The following is a 20193-nucleotide window of genomic DNA, read 5'->3' on the forward strand; positions in this document are numbered from 1 at the left end:
TTCGTAGAATGAGATATATTCAGTAGTGAGTTCAAGAGCAGGAGGTTAAATCCCTTGAAAAGAATGGCTATAGTTCTTGCCGCAGGTCAGGGCAAACGGATGAAATCCAAATTATACAAAGTACTTCATCCTGTATGTGGGAAACCCATGGTAGGACATGTACTTGACACCGTTAAACAAGTCAACAGTGAGCGAGTAATTGTGATTGTTGGACATGGTGCGGAAGCCGTACAATCTTATCTTGGGGATGCCGCAGAATATGTGCTTCAACCGCAACAGCTAGGAACTGGGCATGCCGTTACACAGGCTGCGCCGTTACTTAGGAATGAGGCTGGCTCTACGATTGTTATCTGTGGAGATACTCCCCTAGTTACGCCAGAGACGCTAGAAGGGCTCATGCAGCTGCATGAGAGCAATAACGCTGCTGCAACGGTCTTAACTGCCCAACTGGATAACCCTAAGGGTTACGGACGTGTTATTCGCGGAGAAGATGGTAGCGTACTTCGGATTGTGGAACAAAAAGATTGCTCACCACAAGAAGATGTCGTACGCGAGATTAATACAGGTACGTATTGTTTTGACAATCTCAAATTGTTCGAAGCACTTGAGAAGGTGACGAACCATAATGCCCAATCGGAATACTATCTGACAGATGTGATTGGTATCCTTGTGAATGCGAGTGAAACGGTTCTCGGGTATATCACAAATGATAGTTCTGAATCTATAGGTGTAAATGATCGTCTAGCGCTTTCTGAAGCCGAACAATTTATGAGAGAACGAATTGCAAAACGTCACATGTTGAATGGTGTAACGATGATTGATCCATCTTCAACGGTCATTGGTGCGGATGTTACCATTGGTTCGGATACGATTCTGTATCCAGGAACGATCATTAAAGGATATACTGTTATAGGTGAAGATTGTATCATAGGTCCTAATAGTGATATTGATTCATCGATTATTGCTAATAACGCAATCATTAGTCATTCAGTTCTCGACCATGCTGAAGTAGGTTTGCGTACAACGGTTGGACCATTTGCATATTTACGTCCCGGAGCTAAGCTTGGAGAGGACGTCAAGATTGGCGACTTCGTAGAAGTGAAGAATTCCGTCATTGATAATGGCTCGAAAGTGTCACATTTGAGTTATATTGGAGATGCTACCGTCGGAAAAAATGTTAATGTAGGTTGCGGTGCGATAACTGTGAACTACGATGGGTATAATAAATCTGTGACAGAGATTGAAGATGACGCCTTTATTGGTAGTAATGTCAATCTTATTGCTCCGGTTAAAGTAGGCAAAGGTGCATTTATCGTAGCAGGTTCAACGATTACACACTCCGTTGGTGAGAATGAGATGGCCATCGCGAGACAACAACAGGTGAACAAACCTGGATATGCAGATAAAATTCGTAACAAGGCTAAAGCAAAGAAGAATAAAGGCTAACAACCCTATTTGATGATAAATTCAATCAGTTATGTGAATGAATCAGTAGGTAATATCAGACATGAATTCAATGAATCCGCACGGAGGGTTTTTATTTTATGACTTATTGTGATTCCAAATTAAAATTATTCACTTGTAACTCAAATCCAAAGCTTGCTAATCAAATTGCTGATTATATCGGCATTCCTATGGGAGATTCTCATACGACGAGCTTTAGTGATGGCGAAATTCAAGTCAAATTGTCCGAAAGTGTTCGGGGATGTCATGTCTATATCGTACAGTCCACTTGTGGTCCCGTTAACGATAATTTGATGGAGTTGTTGGTGATGGTTGACGCATTGAAACGCGCATCTGCGAAAAGTATCAATGTCGTGATTCCCTATTACGGATATGCTCGTCAAGATCGTAAGGCACGATCCCGTGATCCGATTACTGCGAAGCTCGTAGCTAATCTGATCGAAAAGGCTGGTGCACATCGTTTAATCACGATGGATTTACATGCTATGCAGATTCAAGGATTCTTTGATATTCCTGTAGATCATATGCTGGGTGTTCCAATAATAGCCCAATACTTCCGTTCTATGCAGATTGAGAATCCTGTCGTGGTCTCTCCAGATCATGGTGGCGTAGTACGTGCTAGAAAATTGGCTGATTTCCTTAATGCACCGCTTGCTATTATAGATAAGCGTCGTCCTGAGCCTAATGTCAGTGAAGTCATGAACATTATCGGTCATATTGAAGGTAAGACGGCCATATTGATAGATGATATCATTGATACTGCAGGCACAATTGTATTAGGTGCAAATGCGTTGATGGAGGGCGGAGCAAAAGAAGTCTATGCATGCTGTACACACCCTGTATTATCAGGACCAGCTATGGAACGACTTGAGAACTCCCCACTGAAGGAAGTTATCGTAACGGATACAATTCCGATTACACACCCTAATCCGAGTAACAAGATTAAGGTGCTTTCAGTAGCTCCGTTGATGGGTGAAGCCATTATTCGTGTTCACGAAGAATTATCAATCAGTAAACTCTTCGAGATCGAGTAGGATTGTAGATTAAATAAAGGGTTATACCGCCTCGTCATGAGGCGATATAACCCTTATCGTGCATTCTATAACATCTTAGAGTTATTCAACGGCTTAAATACTGTATGAAATAATGGCTGATGGAGGATATATATATCAATGAAATGGATTGTAGGGCTTGGGAACCCAGGTTCCGCTTACGACAAGACACGCCATAATGTAGGATTTATGACGCTAGATGCCTTCGCGGCACGCCATGGGATTGTCTTTGGACCTAGTAAATGTAAAGCACATATTGGAGAAGGCAACATTGGTGGGACCAAGGTTACGCTCATTAAACCGTTGACCTATATGAATCTTTCAGGTGAATCTGTACACGCATTTATGAGTTATTATAAAGCCAATCTGGAAGATCTAATTGTTGTCTACGATGATTTAGACACGGAAGTAGGTAAACTTCGGCTCCGATATCAAGGGAGTGCTGGTGGACATAATGGGATCAAATCTATTATTCAACACACGGGTACACAGACATTTAATCGAATTCGCCTGGGAATATCGCGTCCAGTACCTGGACTTGCGGTAGTGGATTATGTACTATCTCCTTTTGCTAAGAAAGAGAAGGATTATGTACTACAAATGATAGATAATAGTTGCGATGCTATTGAATATAGCCTTGACCATTCGTTTGAACAAACGATGGCGAAGTATAATGGCTAAGACACACGTAGAAATGGATATGCCGTCCCTTTTTCAAGATGGCACATGTTGTACGCGCGGAAATATATGAAGTGAAGTATCAAGCGATCCTTATACTTTCTTATATTTAAAAAAATACTTAAAGGGCTAAACTCTATGGGGTCAGGGCATAATGAGGGTATAAATGACCCTCAGGAGGCATAAAATGGCTATAAAATACATCTGCAGACACTGTAACACGGTATTAGGCACGATTGATTCAAGTCTGATTACCGAGGCACAGCTAGGCTTTCATTCCTTGACCCCTGCAGAACGTCGAGATATAATAGCGTATGATTTGAGCGGGGAAGTGACGGTTAGAGTCACTTGTGAATATTGTAATGAAGCGTTAGCATATCATCCTGAATTAAGCTTGATATCTAATCCACTTCAGTAATAAGAGTGAAGCCTAAGACTAATCTTTGTTTGTCTTTACGACGGGTTCACCGTCGTTACATGGCCTTGGCAGTTTGCTGAGGCTTCTTTTGACGATATTATCATTTATGTTGTGTACGTGAGGTATGGGTAAAAACATGGAGTTAAATCTATTGTTTACTAGTAAGTATAAGAGAGGTGCCACTTTTGCTACAAGCACTTATAGAAGCTTTTTCTAAGGACCCTGATTTAAAATCGATTGCATCTGGAATATCTGTTGGTATGAAGGAACAGCTCATTTCGGGATTATCTGGATCTGCAAGGCAGATCATGATGGCGTCACTGCACGAAGAGGTACAACGTCCGTTGTTAATTGTGACCCATAATATGTTCTCAGCTCAGAAAATGGCGGAAGACTTACAGGAAGCGCTTTCTCCAGATCAAGTGTTGCTCTATTCTGCAAATGAGTTAGTGGCTGCTGAATCGGCTGTTTCTAGTCCTGAAACGCTTGCTCAACGTATTGATGTATTAATGAAATGCGCACAAGGGTTTAATGGGATTGTAGTAGCTCCTGTTGCTGGTGTTAGGAGGCTTCTTCCTGCCCCAGAAGTCATGGCTCATGCACAGATAACAATCCAGTATGGAAGTACATTACAACTGGATTCTTTCCTCATGCGCATGATTGAAATGGGATACGAACGCGTTGAACGGGTAGAAAGCAAAGGTGAGATGAGTATACGTGGAGGCATTATTGACTTTTATCCAATGACATCTTTACTCGCCTATCGGGTAGAGTTGTTTGATGATGAAATAGACTCCATCCGTACATTCGATCCGGCCGATCAACGGTCTATTGATAAAGTTAACAAAGTTGTGATTACACCATGTAAGGAAATTATTGCGGATCACGCAAGATTAGAGAGAGCTGCCGATGCGGCAGGTGTTTTACTACAAGCCCAGCTTGATAAGATGACAGATCGCCAGGCTAAACTTCGACTTCAAGAGGAAATACAGCGAGAGATGGAAATGCTGCGTGAGCATGTGTATTTCCCTGAAATCTACAAATATATTTCTTTACTATATCCAGAACAGTGTCACTTATTTGATTATCTTCCAACAGATACGATTCTGATTCTTGATGAACCTACAAGATTAGTCGAAACGGCGAAGCAGCTCGAACGTGACGAGTCTGAGTGGAATTTGCACCTATTGCAGAATGGCAAAATGTTACCACAAATGCCTTTGTCAGTTGATAACGATTTGGTCTTATATGAACGTCGATTCCAGACGTTATTTCTCTCCATCTTTTTACGTCAAGTTCCTCATACCCAGCCTCAAAACATACTTAATATTACTAGTCGAGGAATGCAAGATTTCCATGGTCAGATGAATGTTCTTAAGTCTGAAATGGAACGTTGGCATAAATCCGGTGTTCGTGTCATGATGCTTGCCAGCAATGATGAACGTATGGAGCGTATGAGACGCGTATTGCTGGATTACGGTATTGATGAGCCGATTATGCTCCAAGGTAATTTGCAGACTGGATTTGAGTTGCCTTCCATTCATTTGGCTGTCATTACAGAGGGTGAGATGTTCTCTCAGAAGCAACGCAAGGTTCGTAAGCTTACCAAAAACATTGATAACGCCGAACGCATCAAAAGTTATACCGAACTTAAGGTCGGTGATTATGTCGTACATGCAAACCATGGAATAGGTAAATATGTGGGGATCGGCACACTAGATATCAACGGTATTCATAAGGATTATTTACATATTCTTTATGCCGGAGGCGACAAGTTATCCGTTCCGATTGAGCAAATAGATCTCATTCAGAAATATGTAGGTTCCGAGGATAAAGAGCCGAAGATTTATAAGCTTGGTGGTAATGATTGGGTACGAGTGAAGAACAAGGTTCGTTCTACCGTTCAGGATATCGCTGATGATCTAATCAAATTGTATGCTGAACGTCAATCGACGACAGGTTATGGATTTGAGAAGGACTCTGCCGAGCAGCAAGAATTTGAAGAGATGTTCCCATACGATGAGACTCGAGATCAGATAAGAGCGATTGAAGAGATCAAGAAGGATATGGAGCAGGGCCGTCCGATGGATCGCCTACTCTGTGGAGATGTGGGTTATGGCAAAACCGAAGTAGCTATTCGTGCTGCCTTCAAGTCTGCTATAGAGGGTAAACAGGTAGCTGTCTTGGTACCAACAACGATCTTAGCTCAACAGCACTTTGAGACGTTCCGTGAACGGTTCTCGGGTTATCCGATTAACATCAAGGTCTTAAGTCGTTTCCGTTCTCGTAAAGAGCAGAACGAATCCATTAAGGGAATTCGGGCAGGAACAGTAGATATTATTATTGGGACACATCGATTGTTATCACAGGACCTCATATTCAAAGATCTGGGTCTTCTGATCGTGGATGAAGAGCAACGATTCGGTGTAACACATAAAGAGAAGTTGAAGAAGCTAAAGACGAATGTTGATGTGCTTACGTTAACAGCGACGCCAATTCCACGTACGCTCCATATGTCCATGTTAGGTGTTAGGGATCTGTCCGTTATTGAGACGCCACCAGAGAATCGGTTCCCAGTGCAGACATATGTTGTCGAACATAGCCAGACCCTTGTCAGAGAAGCTGTGGAACGAGAGCTTGCCCGAGGTGGGCAAGTGTATTACCTGTACAATCGAGTACAAGGAATTCAAGAAATGGCGAGTCAGATTTCTGCACTTGTTCCAGAAGCTAGAGTAGGTATAGGCCATGGCCAAATGAATGAGTCGGAACTTGAGAAGACCATTCTTGATTTCTTAGATGGTGAATATGACGTGTTGGTAAGTACCAGTATTATTGAGACAGGTGTAGATATTCCTAACGTGAATACGCTCATCGTACATGACGCCGATAAAATGGGATTGTCCCAGCTATATCAGTTGCGTGGTCGTGTAGGCCGCTCCAATCGGATTGCTTATGCCTACTTTACGTACCAGAAAGACAAGGTGTTAACTGAAGTAGCAGAGAAACGTCTTCAGTCGATCAAAGAGTTTACCGAACTTGGATCAGGATTCAAGATTGCCATGCGAGACCTTTCTATTCGTGGTGCGGGTAACCTACTGGGAGCCGAGCAACATGGATTTATTGCATCCGTTGGATTCGATCTATATTCACAAATGCTAGCTGAAGAAATTCAAAAACGAAAGGTCACGGTATTGGGCGAAGAGCTTCCTCCACAGAAGGTTTGGAATACACTTATCGATATCGCTATAGATGCCTATTTGCCTTCTGATTATATTTACGATAGTATTCAAAAGATTGAAATTTATAAAAAGGTAGCAGCTACCACTTCATTTGAAGAGGTTTCCGAGATCGAAGACGAGTTAATGGATCGTTTCGGTGAACTACCTGAGGCGGTCGTGAATTTGCTTGCTGTAGCACGTATGAAAGTATATGGCAAAATGTATGGTATTGAGTCGATTGTGAAGCGTGGAGACGATGTCACACTTAAATTTTATGCAGGTCAAGAGAAGGCAGTTGATCATGCTAAATTAGCCTCCATTGGAAATTCGTTTCAAAGACGTGTACAATTTGAACAAGAGCTTGTCATGACTATACGCGTGAAGGGCAAGGGACTTGAGGAAAAGCAGCTGTTGGATCTTCTGGAACAATTTCTTGAAGCCGTCCGAGAGCCGTTCAAATCGAAAGGGGAACTTCAGGATGTTGTTAAATAAGAAATCATGGAAATTAGTATCTATTACGCTAGTGGCGGTATTAACGCTATCTTTGCTATCTGCATGTGGTAAAAGTAATGAAGACGTTGTTGCAACCTACAAGGGCGGCGAACTTACGCTCGAAGAATACAATATCGAGAAAAAAGTGCTTATCTTTTTATCACCACAGTATGAGCAACTAGCAGAAATGGAAGATTTCAAAACATATCTTGTGAACCAACAAGTGGCTTTTGAGTATTTGAGCGATAAAGCAACCGATGAAGCTAAAGAAGCGGGTAAGAAATTAGCGGTTGATCAATTGGATCAAATGAAGAAGCAGGTTACTGCAGATCAATTCAAAACCATGTTGGAAAAAGCAGAACTGAAGGAATCCGATTTGTTGGGCTACTTGGAACAAGTCATGATCTCAATGGAGGATATGACTCGTAAGGTAACAGATGAAGAAGTGAAGAAACAATATGATGCTACGAAACAAGACTTCACGATCGTCTCGCTTAGACATGTTCTTATTTCTTTAACTGATGCTAATCAGAAAGAACGTACCAAGGAAGAAGCTTTGAAGATTGCCAAAGAAGTGAAGTCTAAGTTGGATAAGGGTGAAGACTTCGCGACCATTGCGAAGAAATATTCCGAGGATCCAGGTTCTGTAGAAAATGGCGGTTTGTATGCAGATACACCTGCTGGTAATTGGGTAGAAGCATTCAAGCAAAGCGCAGTGACCCTTCCACTGAACACGATTAGTGATCCTGTGGAGACCGATTATGGATATCACATTTTGAAGGTGGAGTCACGTACAGAGACACCTTTTGATAAATTAACACAAGTACAAAAAGATGCGATTAAGAATTCGATAGGTTCAAGTAAAATCGATGAATTTATGAGTAATGACTTGAAAGATATTATCAAAAAGGTTAACTTGCCGAAATCTCCAGAAGTGAAGACGGATGAGAAAACGACGACTCCTGAAACAGGACAAGACTCCACAGGAACAGATACTGACGCTACAAAAAATGATGAAACAAAGACTGAAGTCACAACACCTTAATATCACGAATAGTGCTATTAGTGGGACAAGCAAGGGTAAGGGACAAGTAAGATTTGTTGAATTGTTAATGAAAAGCGGAAATGAAAGATTGGTTATGATCAATTATCATAACTATTATGTGTATTGTATGTATAAGGAAGTGGATAGAGTTAAATACTATGGTCAGATATCACACTTATAACTGATCTGGGGGCTCTCCATTTCCCTTTTGAAACAGTAGTTGAAAAATCTTCTTTAGAAAGTGGGGCAACATGTGAAATGAAAGCTACTGGAATTGTACGCCGTATTGATGACTTAGGCAGAGTTGTTATCCCGAAAGAAATTAGACGAACATTGCGAATCCGCGAAGGAGACCCGCTTGAGATTTTCGTAGACCGTGATGGTGAAGTGATATTGAAGAAATACTCACCAATCGGAGAGCTTGGTGATTTCGCTAAGGAATACGCTGAATCATTATTTGAGGGAACAGGACATATTACAATCATCTCGGATAGAGATACCTTCATAACTGTAGCTGGAGGCTCTAAAAAGGAGTATCTAGATAAACAAGTGGGGATACTTATTGAGAATTGTATGGATAGTCGTAAATCGTTGTTGGAAACGAACAGCGGAAGTTATGAACTCAGTAAAGACCATCAGGAGACACTTTCATCCTATGTCGTAGCACCGATCATTTCGGGTGGAGATCCGATTGGATCTGTCATTCTTATGAACAAAGATGAATCAGTGAAAATGGGCCAGATGGAAGTGAAGATGGCTGAGACAGCTGCTTCATTCCTAGGCAAACAAATGGAACAATAAGAAATCCAAGACCATTCCCGTTATTCTTTCGTTCCTTATACACGGAGCAAAAGAAGCGGGAGTTTTTTTGTGACACTGATCGCGGTTATAATGGATATAGATTGAACTAAAGTTTGCGCTCACCAATTCAATCACTTCTATAAATGATCATGAATAGGGGATTTCGCCTTTAGTCAATCTATAGAGTAAACCATCTTAATTACCGCGAAAAGTAGGGAAGTAACTCATGAAGGATAACGTGAGCGTAGCCTCAAGAATGCTACATGGTGCATTCATATTAACGCTAGCCACTGTGCTCTCCAAGTTAATTGGCACATTGCAAAAAATCCCTTTGCAAAATATGGGTGGGGATGTCGTGTTTGGCATTTATAATACTGTTTATCCATTTTATTCATTGGTAATCACGTTGGCTATTGCAGGGTTCCCTATCGCGATCTCTAAGTTCGTGGCAGAAAACGATGTTACTAGTAACGACGAGGAGAATAGACGGATTATACGGCTATCTTCTTGGTTTATTGGATTGTTGGGTGTCATTCTTGGGCTCTGCACCTATTTGGGTGCACCATTAATTGCAAGGTGGATTGATAATACTCATGTGGCGTCAGCCATTCGTTACGTCTCCGTCGCTTTTTTGTTTGTTCCCTTGATGTCTTTGCTTCGAGGGTTCTTTCAAGGACATCAGAATATGGTTCCTACGGCGATCTCTCAGATTGTGGAACAGAGTGTTCGCGTTACCGTTATGATTGTGCTTCTACTCTATTTAACCTCAAGAGAGGCGGGACCAGAGGATATTGCTGCAGGTGCGCTTTTTGGTTCTGCTGCTGGCGGGGCTGCAGGGTTACTGGTGATGCTGTTCTATTGGCGTAGGTATCGCACAAGGGTAAACAAGAGGTTGATTCCTGTCGATGCAAAGACAAGACGTGAGAGAGTAAGCAATGTAGAGGTAGCAGTTGCAGTGAATAGGTTGGGTGACCCTATACGATCAGAGAGTTCATGGATGCTGTTGAGGAAAATAGCGGTGTATGCTATTCCTATTTGTCTTGCTTCTTTGGCTCTGCCTTTAATGAATTTGGTCGATACGTTTACGGTTCCTAAACTACTGAAGGCAGGTGGAATTGGCGATTCTGGTGCGATGATTCAGTTCGGCATTTATAATCGCGGCATGCCACTTGTCCAACTGATAACGATGTTGGCGACATCGCTATCCGTGCTGTTCATTCCGGCGTTAGCTGAGGCGAGATTTAAGAGTGATACCCTATTGATGCAGAATCAATGTCGTTTAGCGCTTCGTTGGTTTTGGATGATGGGACTTGCAGCATCTGTAGGTCTTTGTGTATTGGCAGAACCGATTAATGTGATGTTGTATCAGGATACAGCAGGTACAGACACGATGCGTTGGATTGCCTTTACAGCTGCGTTCAGTTCGATTAGCTTGGTTTCTGCCGCGCTACTGCAAGGTATTGGCATTGTGAAAGCACCGGCTGTGAACTTGCTCGTCGGCGCGTTAGCAAAGACGCTGCTCAACTTGTGGTTAGTACCCAAATTTGGCATCACTGGTGCGGCCATCGCTTTCGTGGTCGCGCAACTGTTGGCCGCAGCACTGAATGTAGCCCTGCTCGTCCGTAGCGCCGGCCTGCGCCTTGGTGTTGGCGCTCTACTGCTTAAGCCGGCAATTATTCTAGTCGGCCTGGGTAGTGCCGCAGTCGGCGCCCAGTGGGCGGCTACGACTGTGTTCTCTGCGCTAGGGCTGCGCGCAGGGCGAATGGTTGCTGTAGTGGAGAGTCTTAGCGGTGTAACCGCAGGTGCCATTGTATTTGTCATCCTAGTGGTGCTTACGAAGCTGATCCGTGAGGAAGAGCTACGTATGTTACCTAAGGTTGGAAGTGGACTTACGAAATTACTGCAAAGGCTACGCGTGCTACGCTAAGATTTGTGCGCTACAATAGTCCATATGGTACTGTAGTATTCTATTCATGGTCCCTTCGTCATCATGGGCGAATAAAGAGTGGAGGTAGGCGTATGAGCTCAACATTAACTGTCGTAGGTCTAGGATCGGGAAATCCCGACCAGCTCACGGTTGGTATTGTGAAGACATTACAAAAGGCTACAAGTATATACGTTAGAACAAAAGAACATCCGGTCATGTCCTCAATTGATGAATGGAACTTGTCTATTGAGTCATTTGACGGAATATATGAGACGCATGATTCTTTTCCAGAGGTATATAATACGATTGCTAATCAACTAATGGATAAGGCTCGCGCAGGTGAAATGGGCGCAGAGATTGTGTATGCTGTTCCAGGTCACCCTATGGTAGCGGAATCAACAGTCCAGTTACTACGAGAGCGTTGTCCAGAACAAGGCATTACATTACGTGTGCTTGGCGGAGAGAGCTTTCTAGATGAAGCTTTCACAAGACTTGGCTTTGATCCGATTGAAGGCTTTCAGTTGTTGGATGCAGCGGGACTGAATAGTACACTTATACAGCCGCAGTTACATACTTTAATAGGACAAGTGTATGATGTGTATACTGCTTCAGAGGTGAAGTTAAGTCTGATGGAAGTTTATCCAGATGACTATACGGTGATCGTGGGTCACGCTTTGGGTGTAGAGGGACAAGAGGATATTGTGCGCGTACCATTATACGAGTTGGATCGTGTAGAGGGATTTGGAAATCTATCCTTGGTATATGTACCTAGAAGTAATGAAGATCATTTGCGTCAACGGACATTTGCCCGGTTACATGAAATAGTAGGTATACTTCGTAGTCCAGAAGGATGTCCTTGGGACCGAGAACAAACCCATGTTTCGATACGCAAAAACCTCATTGAAGAGACCTACGAAGTGATAGAGACCATCGATGAGGACGATCCAGAGCATATGCAGGAGGAACTAGGCGATTTGTTGCTACAAATACTGCTTCACTCCCAAATGGAGGAGGAGAACGGTTCCTTTAACATATATGACGTCATTAAAGGTCTTAATGATAAGTTGATCTTCCGCCATCCCCATGTATTTGGCGATGCGTCTGCAAAGGATTCGGAAGCGGCTCTTCAAAACTGGGATCAGATGAAGGTAGAGGAGAAACGTCTTAAAGGGCTGAGTATGGACACGACTTCTGTATTAGATGGTGTTCCACGCGAATTCCCGGCGCTGATGAAGGCCTACAAATTGCAGAAAAAGGCTGCTAAAGTCGGTTTTGATTGGGATGATATCGAGGGTGTATTTGCCAAGATAGAAGAAGAATTGCTTGAGTTGCGTGAAGCTATTGAACAAGAACTGAGTCACGAGGAACAGGTGTTAGAACTTGGTGATTTACTGTTTGCTGTTTCTAATATTGCTCGTTTTATTCATGCTGATCCAGAAGAAGCATTGTCGAAGACAAATCACAAATTCGTATCGCGGTTCCATTTTATTGAGGAACACTTAAGGTCACAAGGGCGATCCATTATGGACAGTAAGTTAGAAGAAATGGATGAGATATGGAACCTCGCCAAAACACAAAGCGTCAATAAATAACAAATTTCGAACAAAAAATTAAAAATTACATCGGAAAAGCAGGATTTTGCATCTAAATCAAGAATACCCATATAGTGCAATTCCGGTGTGATGTCGGATTTGTTAGCCGAAGTCCCATACCGATGGTAATAACAACTTATATATATATTAGGAGGAACTAATGATGAACAAGACAGACCTTATTAACAATATTTCCGAAAAAAGTGGATTGACTAAGAAAGATGTTGAATCCGTTTTGAATGGTTTTCTAGGCGAAGTAACAGATGCATTGGCAGGCGGAGATAAAGTACAATTGATCGGTTTCGGTACATTCGAAACTCGCAAACGTGCAGGACGTACAGGTCGTAATCCACAAACAGGAAATACGATTGAAATCCCTGAATCTACAGTTCCAGCTTTCAAAGCGGGCAACAAACTTAAAGAAGCTGTAAAATAGTTATGAGAATTGATAAATTCCTTAAAGTATCAAGGTTAATCAAGCGGCGTACCGTAGCGAAGGATATTTCGGATCAAGGTCGGGTACTTATCAACGGTCGAGAGTCAAAACCTAGCAGTGCGGTAAAAGTGGGCGATGAAATTACCGTTCAATTTGGCCAGAAGCTGGTTACGGTTCGGGTTGAGAGACTTGCTGAGAGCACCCGTAAGGAAGAGGCCACAAGCCTTTACACCTTGGTTAAGGAAGAACCTATTGCTAGAGAGACAGGTCTCTAAATAGTAATAGGTGAAAGATTTATCATAGAGCGTTCTCTTCTTAAATGAAGAGGACGCTCTTTCTTTTGCGCTATTTTGAGATCAGAGATTATATTTGTCAGGGTTATGAAGTTCTAATGGATCAATGCCCGCCATAAGCTATTTGTAGAAGGAGGGGTACATGCTATGATTGAGCAAGGAAAACCGAAGGTGCATGATCTTCATATGCAAAACCGTAGACAGATTCATATGACAGGCGTTATCAATGTTGAAAGCTTCGACAGCGAGGAGTTTCTGTTGCAGACAGAACTCGGACATTTGACCATTAAAGGTCAGAACTTACATATTAAAAACCTCAGTTTGGAGGATGGTCTCCTCTCCATCGATGGGCTTGTGCATTCGCTTGTATATTTGGATCCCGGATCCCACCATAGTAAAAATAAAGGAATGTTGGGCAAGCTATTTAAATGAGTCCCTACGTTCAGTGGATTACGCTGTTTTGGATGATATTCTCAGGGGCAGCGATGGGACTGGCTTATGACAGCTACCGGGTGCTGTCCAATCAGTTCCATTTTCCCAAGTGGACAATCCATGTGCTCGATTTATTGTACTGGTGTGGAATGGCCCTTTTTATATTTAGGATGCTTTATATTAGCAATCAGGGGCAGTTGCGGTTTTATGCATTTGTTGGGTTGTTTATAGGCGTGTGGGGCTATTTTTTAATCTTAAGTGTTACAACACAGCGATTTGTGGTAATGTTAATAAAGGTAGTACAATATGTATTATATTTGTTGAAGAGGTTATTCATAGTCGTCATTTGGTTGCCCATTAGAACTCTATATCGGTTAATAGTGAGTATATTAGGTATCATGTGGACATTGATTACGTTCATTTTTGGCGTTGTGTTACGATGCTTACATCCTTTTTGGAGACTGTTGAAATGGATGCTTCATCCGTTAACAACCAAGCTGAGAATGAAAGAGCGGATCAAGAGGGTTAAACAGATTTGTATGAAGTTGTGGAATCGCTGGTCATAGGGAGGTTTCATTCATGGGCAAGTATGCCTCGCAGACAACAGTTAATCAAGGCTCAACAAAATATGCAGGCGGGCGCAGACGATTGTCGTTATGGATGTGCTTTATGGTTCTCTTTATGGGTTGGGCAGGATATACTATATTGAGTCAGAATTCACAAATCGCCGTGACGAACGCTGAATTAATCGAGAAGCAAGCGGCTAAGGCTGCAACGGACAAATCTGTATTAGAACTGAATTATGATGTTAACCGATTACAGGATCCTGAATATATCGGGCAATTGGCACGTAAGGATTACGGTCTATATAGACCAGAAGAAATTCCAATTCGTCCGGACGTCTCAAGCCCGTAATATAGGCGCAGGTGCAGGTCATTCGTTTGTTGACCTTACTTTGCGCATTATGTATAATCAAATCACCACAGCCAAGATTTATAAATTTTGCTGTATATTTTTTAGGGGAGGATCATTTTATTCTATGGCAATCGAAGTAGGCACCAAGTTAGAAGGCAAAGTGACAGGCATAACCCATTTTGGAGCATTCGTGGATCTGTCAGGAGGTGTCACGGGTCTCGTTCACATCTCAGAAATCGCTGATAATTACGTTAAGGATGTTAATGATCATTTGAAGATCAATGATGTCGTAACGGTTAAGGTGATCAATGTCGACAAGGACGGCAAGATCGGACTATCCATCAAACAAACTGTTGACAAGCCACCAGAAGCAGCAAGACCACCAAGAAGTCCAAGACCTGAACGTAGCGGTAGTACTGGAGGCAGTGCTGGCGGTAGAGAAGGCGGCGGAGAACGATTTAGTGGCGGTAGAGAAGGTGGCGGCGGTGGCGGCGGTGGTAGTTACAATCGTGAACGAGGCGGGCGTTCGTTTAAGCCTGCTGTCAAAGCTACATTCGAGGATAAAGTGTCACGCTTCCTAAAAGATAGCGAAGAACGGGCATCGTCCATCAAGAAAAATACGGAATCCAAACGTGGCGGCCGTGGCGCTAAGCGCATGTAATAGTCAATATCTCAAGTAGAAACGGCTATACCGCCTAAAGGTGGTACCCGTTTCACGCGGAAATATAAGGACTAGAGTATCAAGTAAAACATATAGTTTCTTATATTTTAAGATAACCGTAGTAGGCAGATGCCTCTACGGTTTTTTTGTCGCCTATCTTAAGTTACCGACAACTTCCAACTGATTTCCAGATATCTCATGGACAATCGCTAGATAAAAAAGAACATGCGTCTTCCAATTTTAGCAAAGTGAAAATCATGATGGTAGTTTTAAAACGTTGCGTGTAGAGCGATTGAGGCTCATTCCCGACATTCCGCAACGGAGGCTTTTTTGTCGGAAATTTCTTAAGAGCCTGTCCGCTGTTATGACAAACTTTCTCGCACACCCCACTCTATAATGGGTACCAACAAACATTATTAAGGGCGGTGCTTAAAATTATGGAAAAGAGAAATGTAATTAACTTCCCTGGGGTACATATGGCAGAAAGAGAAAAATCTGCTTACCCATCAGGTTCATGGATTGCACGTATGACACAGGGGAGTGTCGTTCGGCGGATAGTACATCTTGTTGCAGCTAAGAAATGGATGATCGTACTGACGTTTATGGGTTTCCTGTTAGGAAAGGCAATGATATTAGATCAGTTATCCCCTTTTGCATTAGCATTTTTTGCTGTTATTTTATTCATGCGTCGAGACTATCTTCCGGTCGTCACAGTCGCCATCATTGCAGGTAGTCTTTTTGCACCTTTTCCGATTGCCATCATTATATCCTCAGAATTGTTGATCTTCTTTCTCATTCATAAGGGGTTACAGGCTTTTGAACACGCAGAGTTATCCTATGCTCCTATCATGGTATTTGTCTCCACGTTCTGTGTGAATCTATTCCATATTCTCTTAGGGACATCGTTAACGTGGTATTCTCTACTCATGATGACTTTGGATGCCGTACTAAGCTTTGTGCTTACGATGGTATTTATTCAAGCAATTCCGGTATTTACATATCGCAAAAAGAACTATCAACTAAAAAATGAAGAGGTCCTTTGTTTAATTATATTGTTAGCTTCTGTCATGACGGGAGCTGTAGGTTGGAGTATTTATTCATTATCGATTGAGCATATTTTATCTCGTTACTTGATTCTGTTGTTCGCTTTCGTAGGTGGAGCATCTTTAGGCGCTTCAGTTGGCGTGGTAACAGGATTAATTCTAAGTTTGGCCGATATCACAGCCATCTATCAAATGAGTCTTCTTGCCTTTTCCGGGATGCTTGCTGGTATGTTGCGAGAAGGGAATCGAGCGACGGTAGCCGTGGGGATGCTTATAGGTTCGTCTATACTTTCAATCTATTTCATTGGTCCGGGTAATGTATTAACGTCTACTTGGGAGACTTGTGCTGCTGTTGTTCTCTTTATGCTTACACCTAAGACGGTGATTGGCATGATATCGAAATATGTACCGGGTACGCAGGACCATACGAAATCCCAGCATGAATATGCGAAGAGGGTACGTGATTTGACTGCAGATCGGGTGACGCAGTTCTCGCATGTGTTTAGACAATTATCCCAAAGTTTTGGTCAAGTTTCAGGTGCTGGTGAAGTTAGTAAGCGTACCGAAGAAATGGATCATTTCATGAATTCTGTTACACAAGGTACTTGTTCGGGATGCTTCAAGAATGAACACTGCTGGGATACGAAGTTCTACCAAACATATAAATATATGACGGACATGATGAGTGCAGTAGAAGAGAATCCAGATCTATCTCCTGATAAAGTTCCACATGAATGGAATAGAGTGTGTCACAAGACCGGAGATGTGCTTGCGGTCATGAAGAAACAATACCATCTCTATCAACATGATATGCAGTGGAAGCGGCAAATATACGATAGTCGTCATTTAGTGGCCGAACAATTGTCAGGTGTATCGCAAGTGATGGATGATCTAGCACGTGAGATCAAAAGAGAAGGACAAGCAATGTACCAACAAGAAGAGGAGATTCGAGAAGCATTGGAGAAGATGGGACTTTCTGTTCATGGGATTGATATTATCAATCTAGATTCTGGACAAGTTGAGATCGAGATTGTTCATGCGTATACGCGGGGGTATGATGAGTGCCGTAAAATCATTGCTCCACTTCTATCAAACATTCTAGATGAACACATTGCTGTGATGCAGGAAACGGTCTCTGGTGCACGGGACGGACTAGCAACAGTCGTATTTGGATCAGCCAAAACATTTGAAATCACAACAGGGGTTGCTGGAGCTGCCAAAGGAGGAGATGTATTCTCGGGCGATAGTTTCAGTACAGTGGAGTTAGGCAATGGAACATTTGCAGTTGCTTTGAGTGATGGCATGGGTAATGGTGAACGCGCACGTCAAGAGAGCAGTACTGCACTTAATATATTGGAGCAACTACTGCAATCCGGTATGGATGAGAAATTAGCCATCAAGTCGGTTAATTCAATTCTCTTACTCCGTTCGCCAGATGAAATATATGCAACGGTAGATATGGCATTGATCGACCAATATACGGCTGAGACGACATTTATGAAGATAGGATCTACCCCGAGCTTTATCAAACGGGGGCAAGAGGTCATTGTTGTCTCCGCAAGTAATCTTCCGATTGGGATCATCCAAGAAATCGAAGTGGATTTGGTCACCATTCAGCTTCAAGCAGGTGACATTCTCATCATGATGACAGACGGTTTATATGATGCTCCAGGTTATGCGACGAACAAAGAATTGTGGATGAAACGAATTATTCAAGAGATTCAGAGTGATGATCCGCAATATATTGCAGATTGTCTGTTGGAAAAGGTTATTCGTTATCAGCAGAATCAGATCCATGATGACATGACGGTCGTTGTAGGAAAGGTGGAACGTTTTCAGCCGAAATGGGCTACACTACACGTGCCTGGAATAACACGTATAGATCGGCCTCGCACGGTTAGCTAGTTTGTGAATGAAATGAGTCCCTTAAAAAAGTATGGATCACTTAGAAACTCCTTGTTTGAATTCTCTCAATTGTGGAAATGATAGAGAGAATAAAACTTTTGCCATTGGGAGGGTGATCGGACATGAAGCAAATTTTGTTGATAACAGATGGATGTTCAAATATGGGAGTCAGCCCAATTCTAGCCGCAACACATGCACTAGAAGACGGTATAACCGTGAATGTGGTAGGTGTCGTAGATTACGGTACCATTGGTGAGCTTGGTAGTATAGAAATTGCTGATATTGCCAAAGCAGGCGGGGGAATTAGTCGAATAGTTGGAACTCAGAAGTTAGCACAAACAATGCAAATGATGACTCGGAAGACGGTTGTGCAGACCATACAACAAGCCGTTAATAAAGAGTTGAAACATATATTAGGAGGATCAACGTTAGAGGATTTGCCTCCAAATCGCCGTTCACAGGTCGTTGAGGTGGTGGACGAATTAACGGAGACAACACCACTTCAAGTTGCGTTGATCATTGATGCTAGTGCGAGCATGAAGCCAAAACTATTCGCTGTCGAGGAAGCTATACGCGATTTGATGCTAAGCTTACAGGCTCGGGAAGGTTTTAGTGAATTAGCTGTATTTCATTATCCAGGGCGACATAGTGGAGAAGATGCCATTATGAATGTGAATTGGACTTCTGATCTTGGGAAGCTAAAGTCGTTGTTCAATCGCATTAGCATGAAAGGAGCGACTCCAACAGGACCAGCGATCATGAAGGTGATTGATTTCTTCCGTTATGGTACACTAGATGAACATCAAGCATGGCGGGGGAATTCCGATGAGGGAGAAGGAAAACGCGGTGATTACGTCGTCTAATCCCGAATACTCAGCGGGTACGGTGATCACGGGGAAATGGCGAAATAGTCGTTTTGTGATCCAACGTATACTCGGAAGAGGGGCTAATGGAACTGTTTATCTGGTCCAAAAGGCAGGTTACAGGGAGCGTTATGCGCTGAAGATGGGAAATGATACGTTGGAGTTACAGTCGGAGATTAATGTTCTGACTTCACTACAGATACAGCGGAAACAAAAAGATAAGCAAGAAGGGATTGTGCATAGGCCCTATTTACTCGAAGTAGACGATTATTCAGAACGCCATCGGGAGATCCCTTTTTATGTAATGCGATACGTGGAGGGAAGCCCACTACACCGTTTCATACGCAAACGCGGACAAGAGTGGATTAGCATAGTAGGTTTACGTCTATTAGAGAAACTTCGTGAATTACATCAGTTAGGGTTCGTGTTTGGAGATTTGAAACCTGAGAATGTATTGGTATCTGAGTATGGTGAAGTGGAGCTCATCGACTATGGCGGCGTAAGTTCAATAGGCCGTAGTGTGAAACAATTTACAGAATGGTATGACAGGGGTTATTGGAATGCCGGTACTCGTGGAAGCGACGAAGGGTATGACCTGTTTGCCTTTGCTATTCTTTGTATTCATCTAATTCATGGAGAAGGTCTGCGTGCTATCGCTACACAGCATCTTCCTCAGACGCGTAGCGTGTCGGATCTACTCTTTCTTGTTCAGCGAAGTCAAAAGCTGAAGCCTTACGCGGGTTGGTTGACCAAAGCGATTCGTGGAGAATTTGAAGGGTCAGATCAAGCTTGGAATCTATGGAAGCAACAAATAAATAAACCTGTATTCGCTAAAAACAAGCCCTCACATAAGACACCTCGTTGGTTAAGATATGCCTTTACTTTTTCATTCTTACTGTTATGTGGTGTCGTATGCTTGGCGGTTTGGTTATAAGGGAGTATACGAGTTTAAGGTAAA

The 20193-nt window shown here is 42.6% G+C and carries 18 protein-coding genes; all 18 read left to right on the forward strand.

The genetic code is table 11. The features are described 5' to 3' along the window. The first annotated feature begins 63 nt into the window (after positions 1–63). Entirely contained in the window at positions 64–1446 is a 1383-nt protein-coding gene (gene glmU / locus PBAT_RS18250) for a bifunctional UDP-N-acetylglucosamine diphosphorylase/glucosamine-1-phosphate N-acetyltransferase GlmU (RefSeq protein WP_169810134.1), read from the forward strand. Positions 1447–1544: 98 nt separating this feature from the next. Further along, complete coding sequence (locus tag PBAT_RS18255; RefSeq protein WP_068532679.1) at positions 1545–2498, forward strand: ribose-phosphate diphosphokinase; 954 nt, start codon at positions 1545–1547, stop codon at positions 2496–2498. Between the two features lie 138 nt (positions 2499–2636). Next, entirely contained in the window at positions 2637–3197 is a 561-nt protein-coding gene (gene pth / locus PBAT_RS18260; protein ID WP_068651603.1) for an aminoacyl-tRNA hydrolase, read from the forward strand. Between the two features lie 184 nt (positions 3198–3381). After that, positions 3382–3612, forward strand: a complete 231-nt coding sequence (locus PBAT_RS18265; protein WP_068651605.1) for an anti-sigma-F factor Fin family protein — start codon at positions 3382–3384, stop codon at positions 3610–3612. 185 nt (positions 3613–3797) lie between these two features. Further along, positions 3798–7322, forward strand: coding sequence for a transcription-repair coupling factor (gene mfd, locus PBAT_RS18270; RefSeq protein WP_068651607.1), 3525 nt, complete (start codon positions 3798–3800; stop codon positions 7320–7322). Next, positions 7309–8367 (forward strand): peptidylprolyl isomerase, encoded by a 1059-nt coding sequence (locus PBAT_RS18275; RefSeq protein WP_068651609.1) that lies wholly within the window; start codon positions 7309–7311, stop codon positions 8365–8367. Before mfd ends, PBAT_RS18275 begins: the two co-directional genes overlap by 14 nt. Positions 8368–8625: 258 nt before the next feature. Further along, positions 8626–9168, forward strand: a complete 543-nt coding sequence (gene spoVT, locus PBAT_RS18280; RefSeq protein WP_068592332.1) for a stage V sporulation protein T — start codon at positions 8626–8628, stop codon at positions 9166–9168. Positions 9169–9394: 226 nt separating this feature from the next. After that, positions 9395–11095, forward strand: a complete 1701-nt coding sequence (locus tag PBAT_RS18285; RefSeq protein ID WP_068651611.1) for a putative polysaccharide biosynthesis protein — start codon at positions 9395–9397, stop codon at positions 11093–11095. A gap of 92 nt (positions 11096–11187) precedes the next feature. Next, a complete protein-coding gene (yabN, locus tag PBAT_RS18290) occupies positions 11188–12687 on the forward strand; it encodes a bifunctional methyltransferase/pyrophosphohydrolase YabN (protein WP_068651613.1) in 1500 nt (499 codons plus the stop codon). A gap of 163 nt (positions 12688–12850) precedes the next feature. Then, positions 12851–13123 (forward strand): HU family DNA-binding protein, encoded by a 273-nt coding sequence (locus tag PBAT_RS18295; RefSeq protein ID WP_068532663.1) that lies wholly within the window; start codon positions 12851–12853, stop codon positions 13121–13123. Between the two features lie 2 nt (positions 13124–13125). Then, the gene (locus PBAT_RS18300; RefSeq protein WP_068651614.1) at positions 13126–13398 is read left to right on the forward strand and encodes an RNA-binding S4 domain-containing protein; all 273 of its coding nucleotides are present in this window, start codon (positions 13126–13128) and stop codon (positions 13396–13398) included. Between the two features lie 165 nt (positions 13399–13563). Continuing rightward, on the forward strand, positions 13564–13848 hold the full coding sequence (gene yabP, locus PBAT_RS18305) for a sporulation protein YabP (RefSeq protein WP_068651616.1): 285 nt from the start codon (positions 13564–13566) through the stop codon (positions 13846–13848). Next, entirely contained in the window at positions 13845–14414 is a 570-nt protein-coding gene (gene yabQ, locus PBAT_RS18310; RefSeq protein ID WP_068651618.1) for a spore cortex biosynthesis protein YabQ, read from the forward strand. Before yabP ends, yabQ begins: the two co-directional genes overlap by 4 nt. A gap of 13 nt (positions 14415–14427) precedes the next feature. Continuing rightward, a complete protein-coding gene (locus PBAT_RS18315) occupies positions 14428–14763 on the forward strand; it encodes an FtsB family cell division protein (RefSeq protein WP_068651620.1) in 336 nt (111 codons plus the stop codon). A gap of 124 nt (positions 14764–14887) precedes the next feature. Beyond that, positions 14888–15424, forward strand: coding sequence for a S1 domain-containing RNA-binding protein (locus tag PBAT_RS18320; protein ID WP_068592313.1), 537 nt, complete (start codon positions 14888–14890; stop codon positions 15422–15424). A gap of 437 nt (positions 15425–15861) precedes the next feature. Next, complete coding sequence (spoIIE, locus tag PBAT_RS18325) at positions 15862–18372, forward strand: stage II sporulation protein E (protein WP_068651622.1); 2511 nt, start codon at positions 15862–15864, stop codon at positions 18370–18372. Positions 18373–18494: 122 nt separating this feature from the next. Next, positions 18495–19235 carry a vWA domain-containing protein gene (locus PBAT_RS18330; protein WP_068651624.1) on the forward strand — a complete coding sequence of 247 codons (741 nt, stop codon included), beginning with the start codon at positions 18495–18497 and terminating at the stop codon, positions 19233–19235. Further along, a complete protein-coding gene (locus PBAT_RS18335) occupies positions 19219–20169 on the forward strand; it encodes a serine/threonine protein kinase (protein WP_068651626.1) in 951 nt (316 codons plus the stop codon). The genes PBAT_RS18330 and PBAT_RS18335 overlap by 17 nt, the downstream gene beginning before the upstream one ends. Positions 20170–20193: the final 24 nt, after the last annotated feature.

This window comes from Paenibacillus antarcticus (assembly GCF_001637225.1).
GTDB lineage: Bacteria > Bacillota > Bacilli > Paenibacillales > Paenibacillaceae > Paenibacillus_AQ > Paenibacillus_AQ antarcticus.

What these genes read in the sequence shown, in the direction of transcription:
- glmU (WP_169810134.1), top strand. Translation starts at nt 64, where the DNA reads ATGGCTATAGTTCTTGCCGCAGGTCAGGGCAAACGGATGAAATCCAAA.
- PBAT_RS18255 (WP_068532679.1), top strand. Translation starts at nt 1,545, where the DNA reads ATGACTTATTGTGATTCCAAATTAAAATTATTCACTTGTAACTCAAAT.
- pth (WP_068651603.1), top strand. Translation starts at nt 2,637, where the DNA reads ATGAAATGGATTGTAGGGCTTGGGAACCCAGGTTCCGCTTACGACAAG.
- PBAT_RS18265 (WP_068651605.1), top strand. Translation starts at nt 3,382, where the DNA reads ATGGCTATAAAATACATCTGCAGACACTGTAACACGGTATTAGGCACG.
- PBAT_RS18275 (WP_068651609.1), top strand. Translation starts at nt 7,309, where the DNA reads ATGTTGTTAAATAAGAAATCATGGAAATTAGTATCTATTACGCTAGTG.
- spoVT (WP_068592332.1), top strand. Translation starts at nt 8,626, where the DNA reads ATGAAAGCTACTGGAATTGTACGCCGTATTGATGACTTAGGCAGAGTT.
- PBAT_RS18285 (WP_068651611.1), top strand. Translation starts at nt 9,395, where the DNA reads ATGAAGGATAACGTGAGCGTAGCCTCAAGAATGCTACATGGTGCATTC.
- yabN (WP_068651613.1), top strand. Translation starts at nt 11,188, where the DNA reads ATGAGCTCAACATTAACTGTCGTAGGTCTAGGATCGGGAAATCCCGAC.
- PBAT_RS18295 (WP_068532663.1), top strand. Translation starts at nt 12,851, where the DNA reads ATGAACAAGACAGACCTTATTAACAATATTTCCGAAAAAAGTGGATTG.
- PBAT_RS18300 (WP_068651614.1), top strand. Translation starts at nt 13,126, where the DNA reads ATGAGAATTGATAAATTCCTTAAAGTATCAAGGTTAATCAAGCGGCGT.
- yabP (WP_068651616.1), top strand. Translation starts at nt 13,564, where the DNA reads ATGATTGAGCAAGGAAAACCGAAGGTGCATGATCTTCATATGCAAAAC.
- yabQ (WP_068651618.1), top strand. Translation starts at nt 13,845, where the DNA reads ATGAGTCCCTACGTTCAGTGGATTACGCTGTTTTGGATGATATTCTCA.
- PBAT_RS18315 (WP_068651620.1), top strand. Translation starts at nt 14,428, where the DNA reads ATGGGCAAGTATGCCTCGCAGACAACAGTTAATCAAGGCTCAACAAAA.
- PBAT_RS18320 (WP_068592313.1), top strand. Translation starts at nt 14,888, where the DNA reads ATGGCAATCGAAGTAGGCACCAAGTTAGAAGGCAAAGTGACAGGCATA.
- spoIIE (WP_068651622.1), top strand. Translation starts at nt 15,862, where the DNA reads ATGGAAAAGAGAAATGTAATTAACTTCCCTGGGGTACATATGGCAGAA.
- PBAT_RS18330 (WP_068651624.1), top strand. Translation starts at nt 18,495, where the DNA reads ATGAAGCAAATTTTGTTGATAACAGATGGATGTTCAAATATGGGAGTC.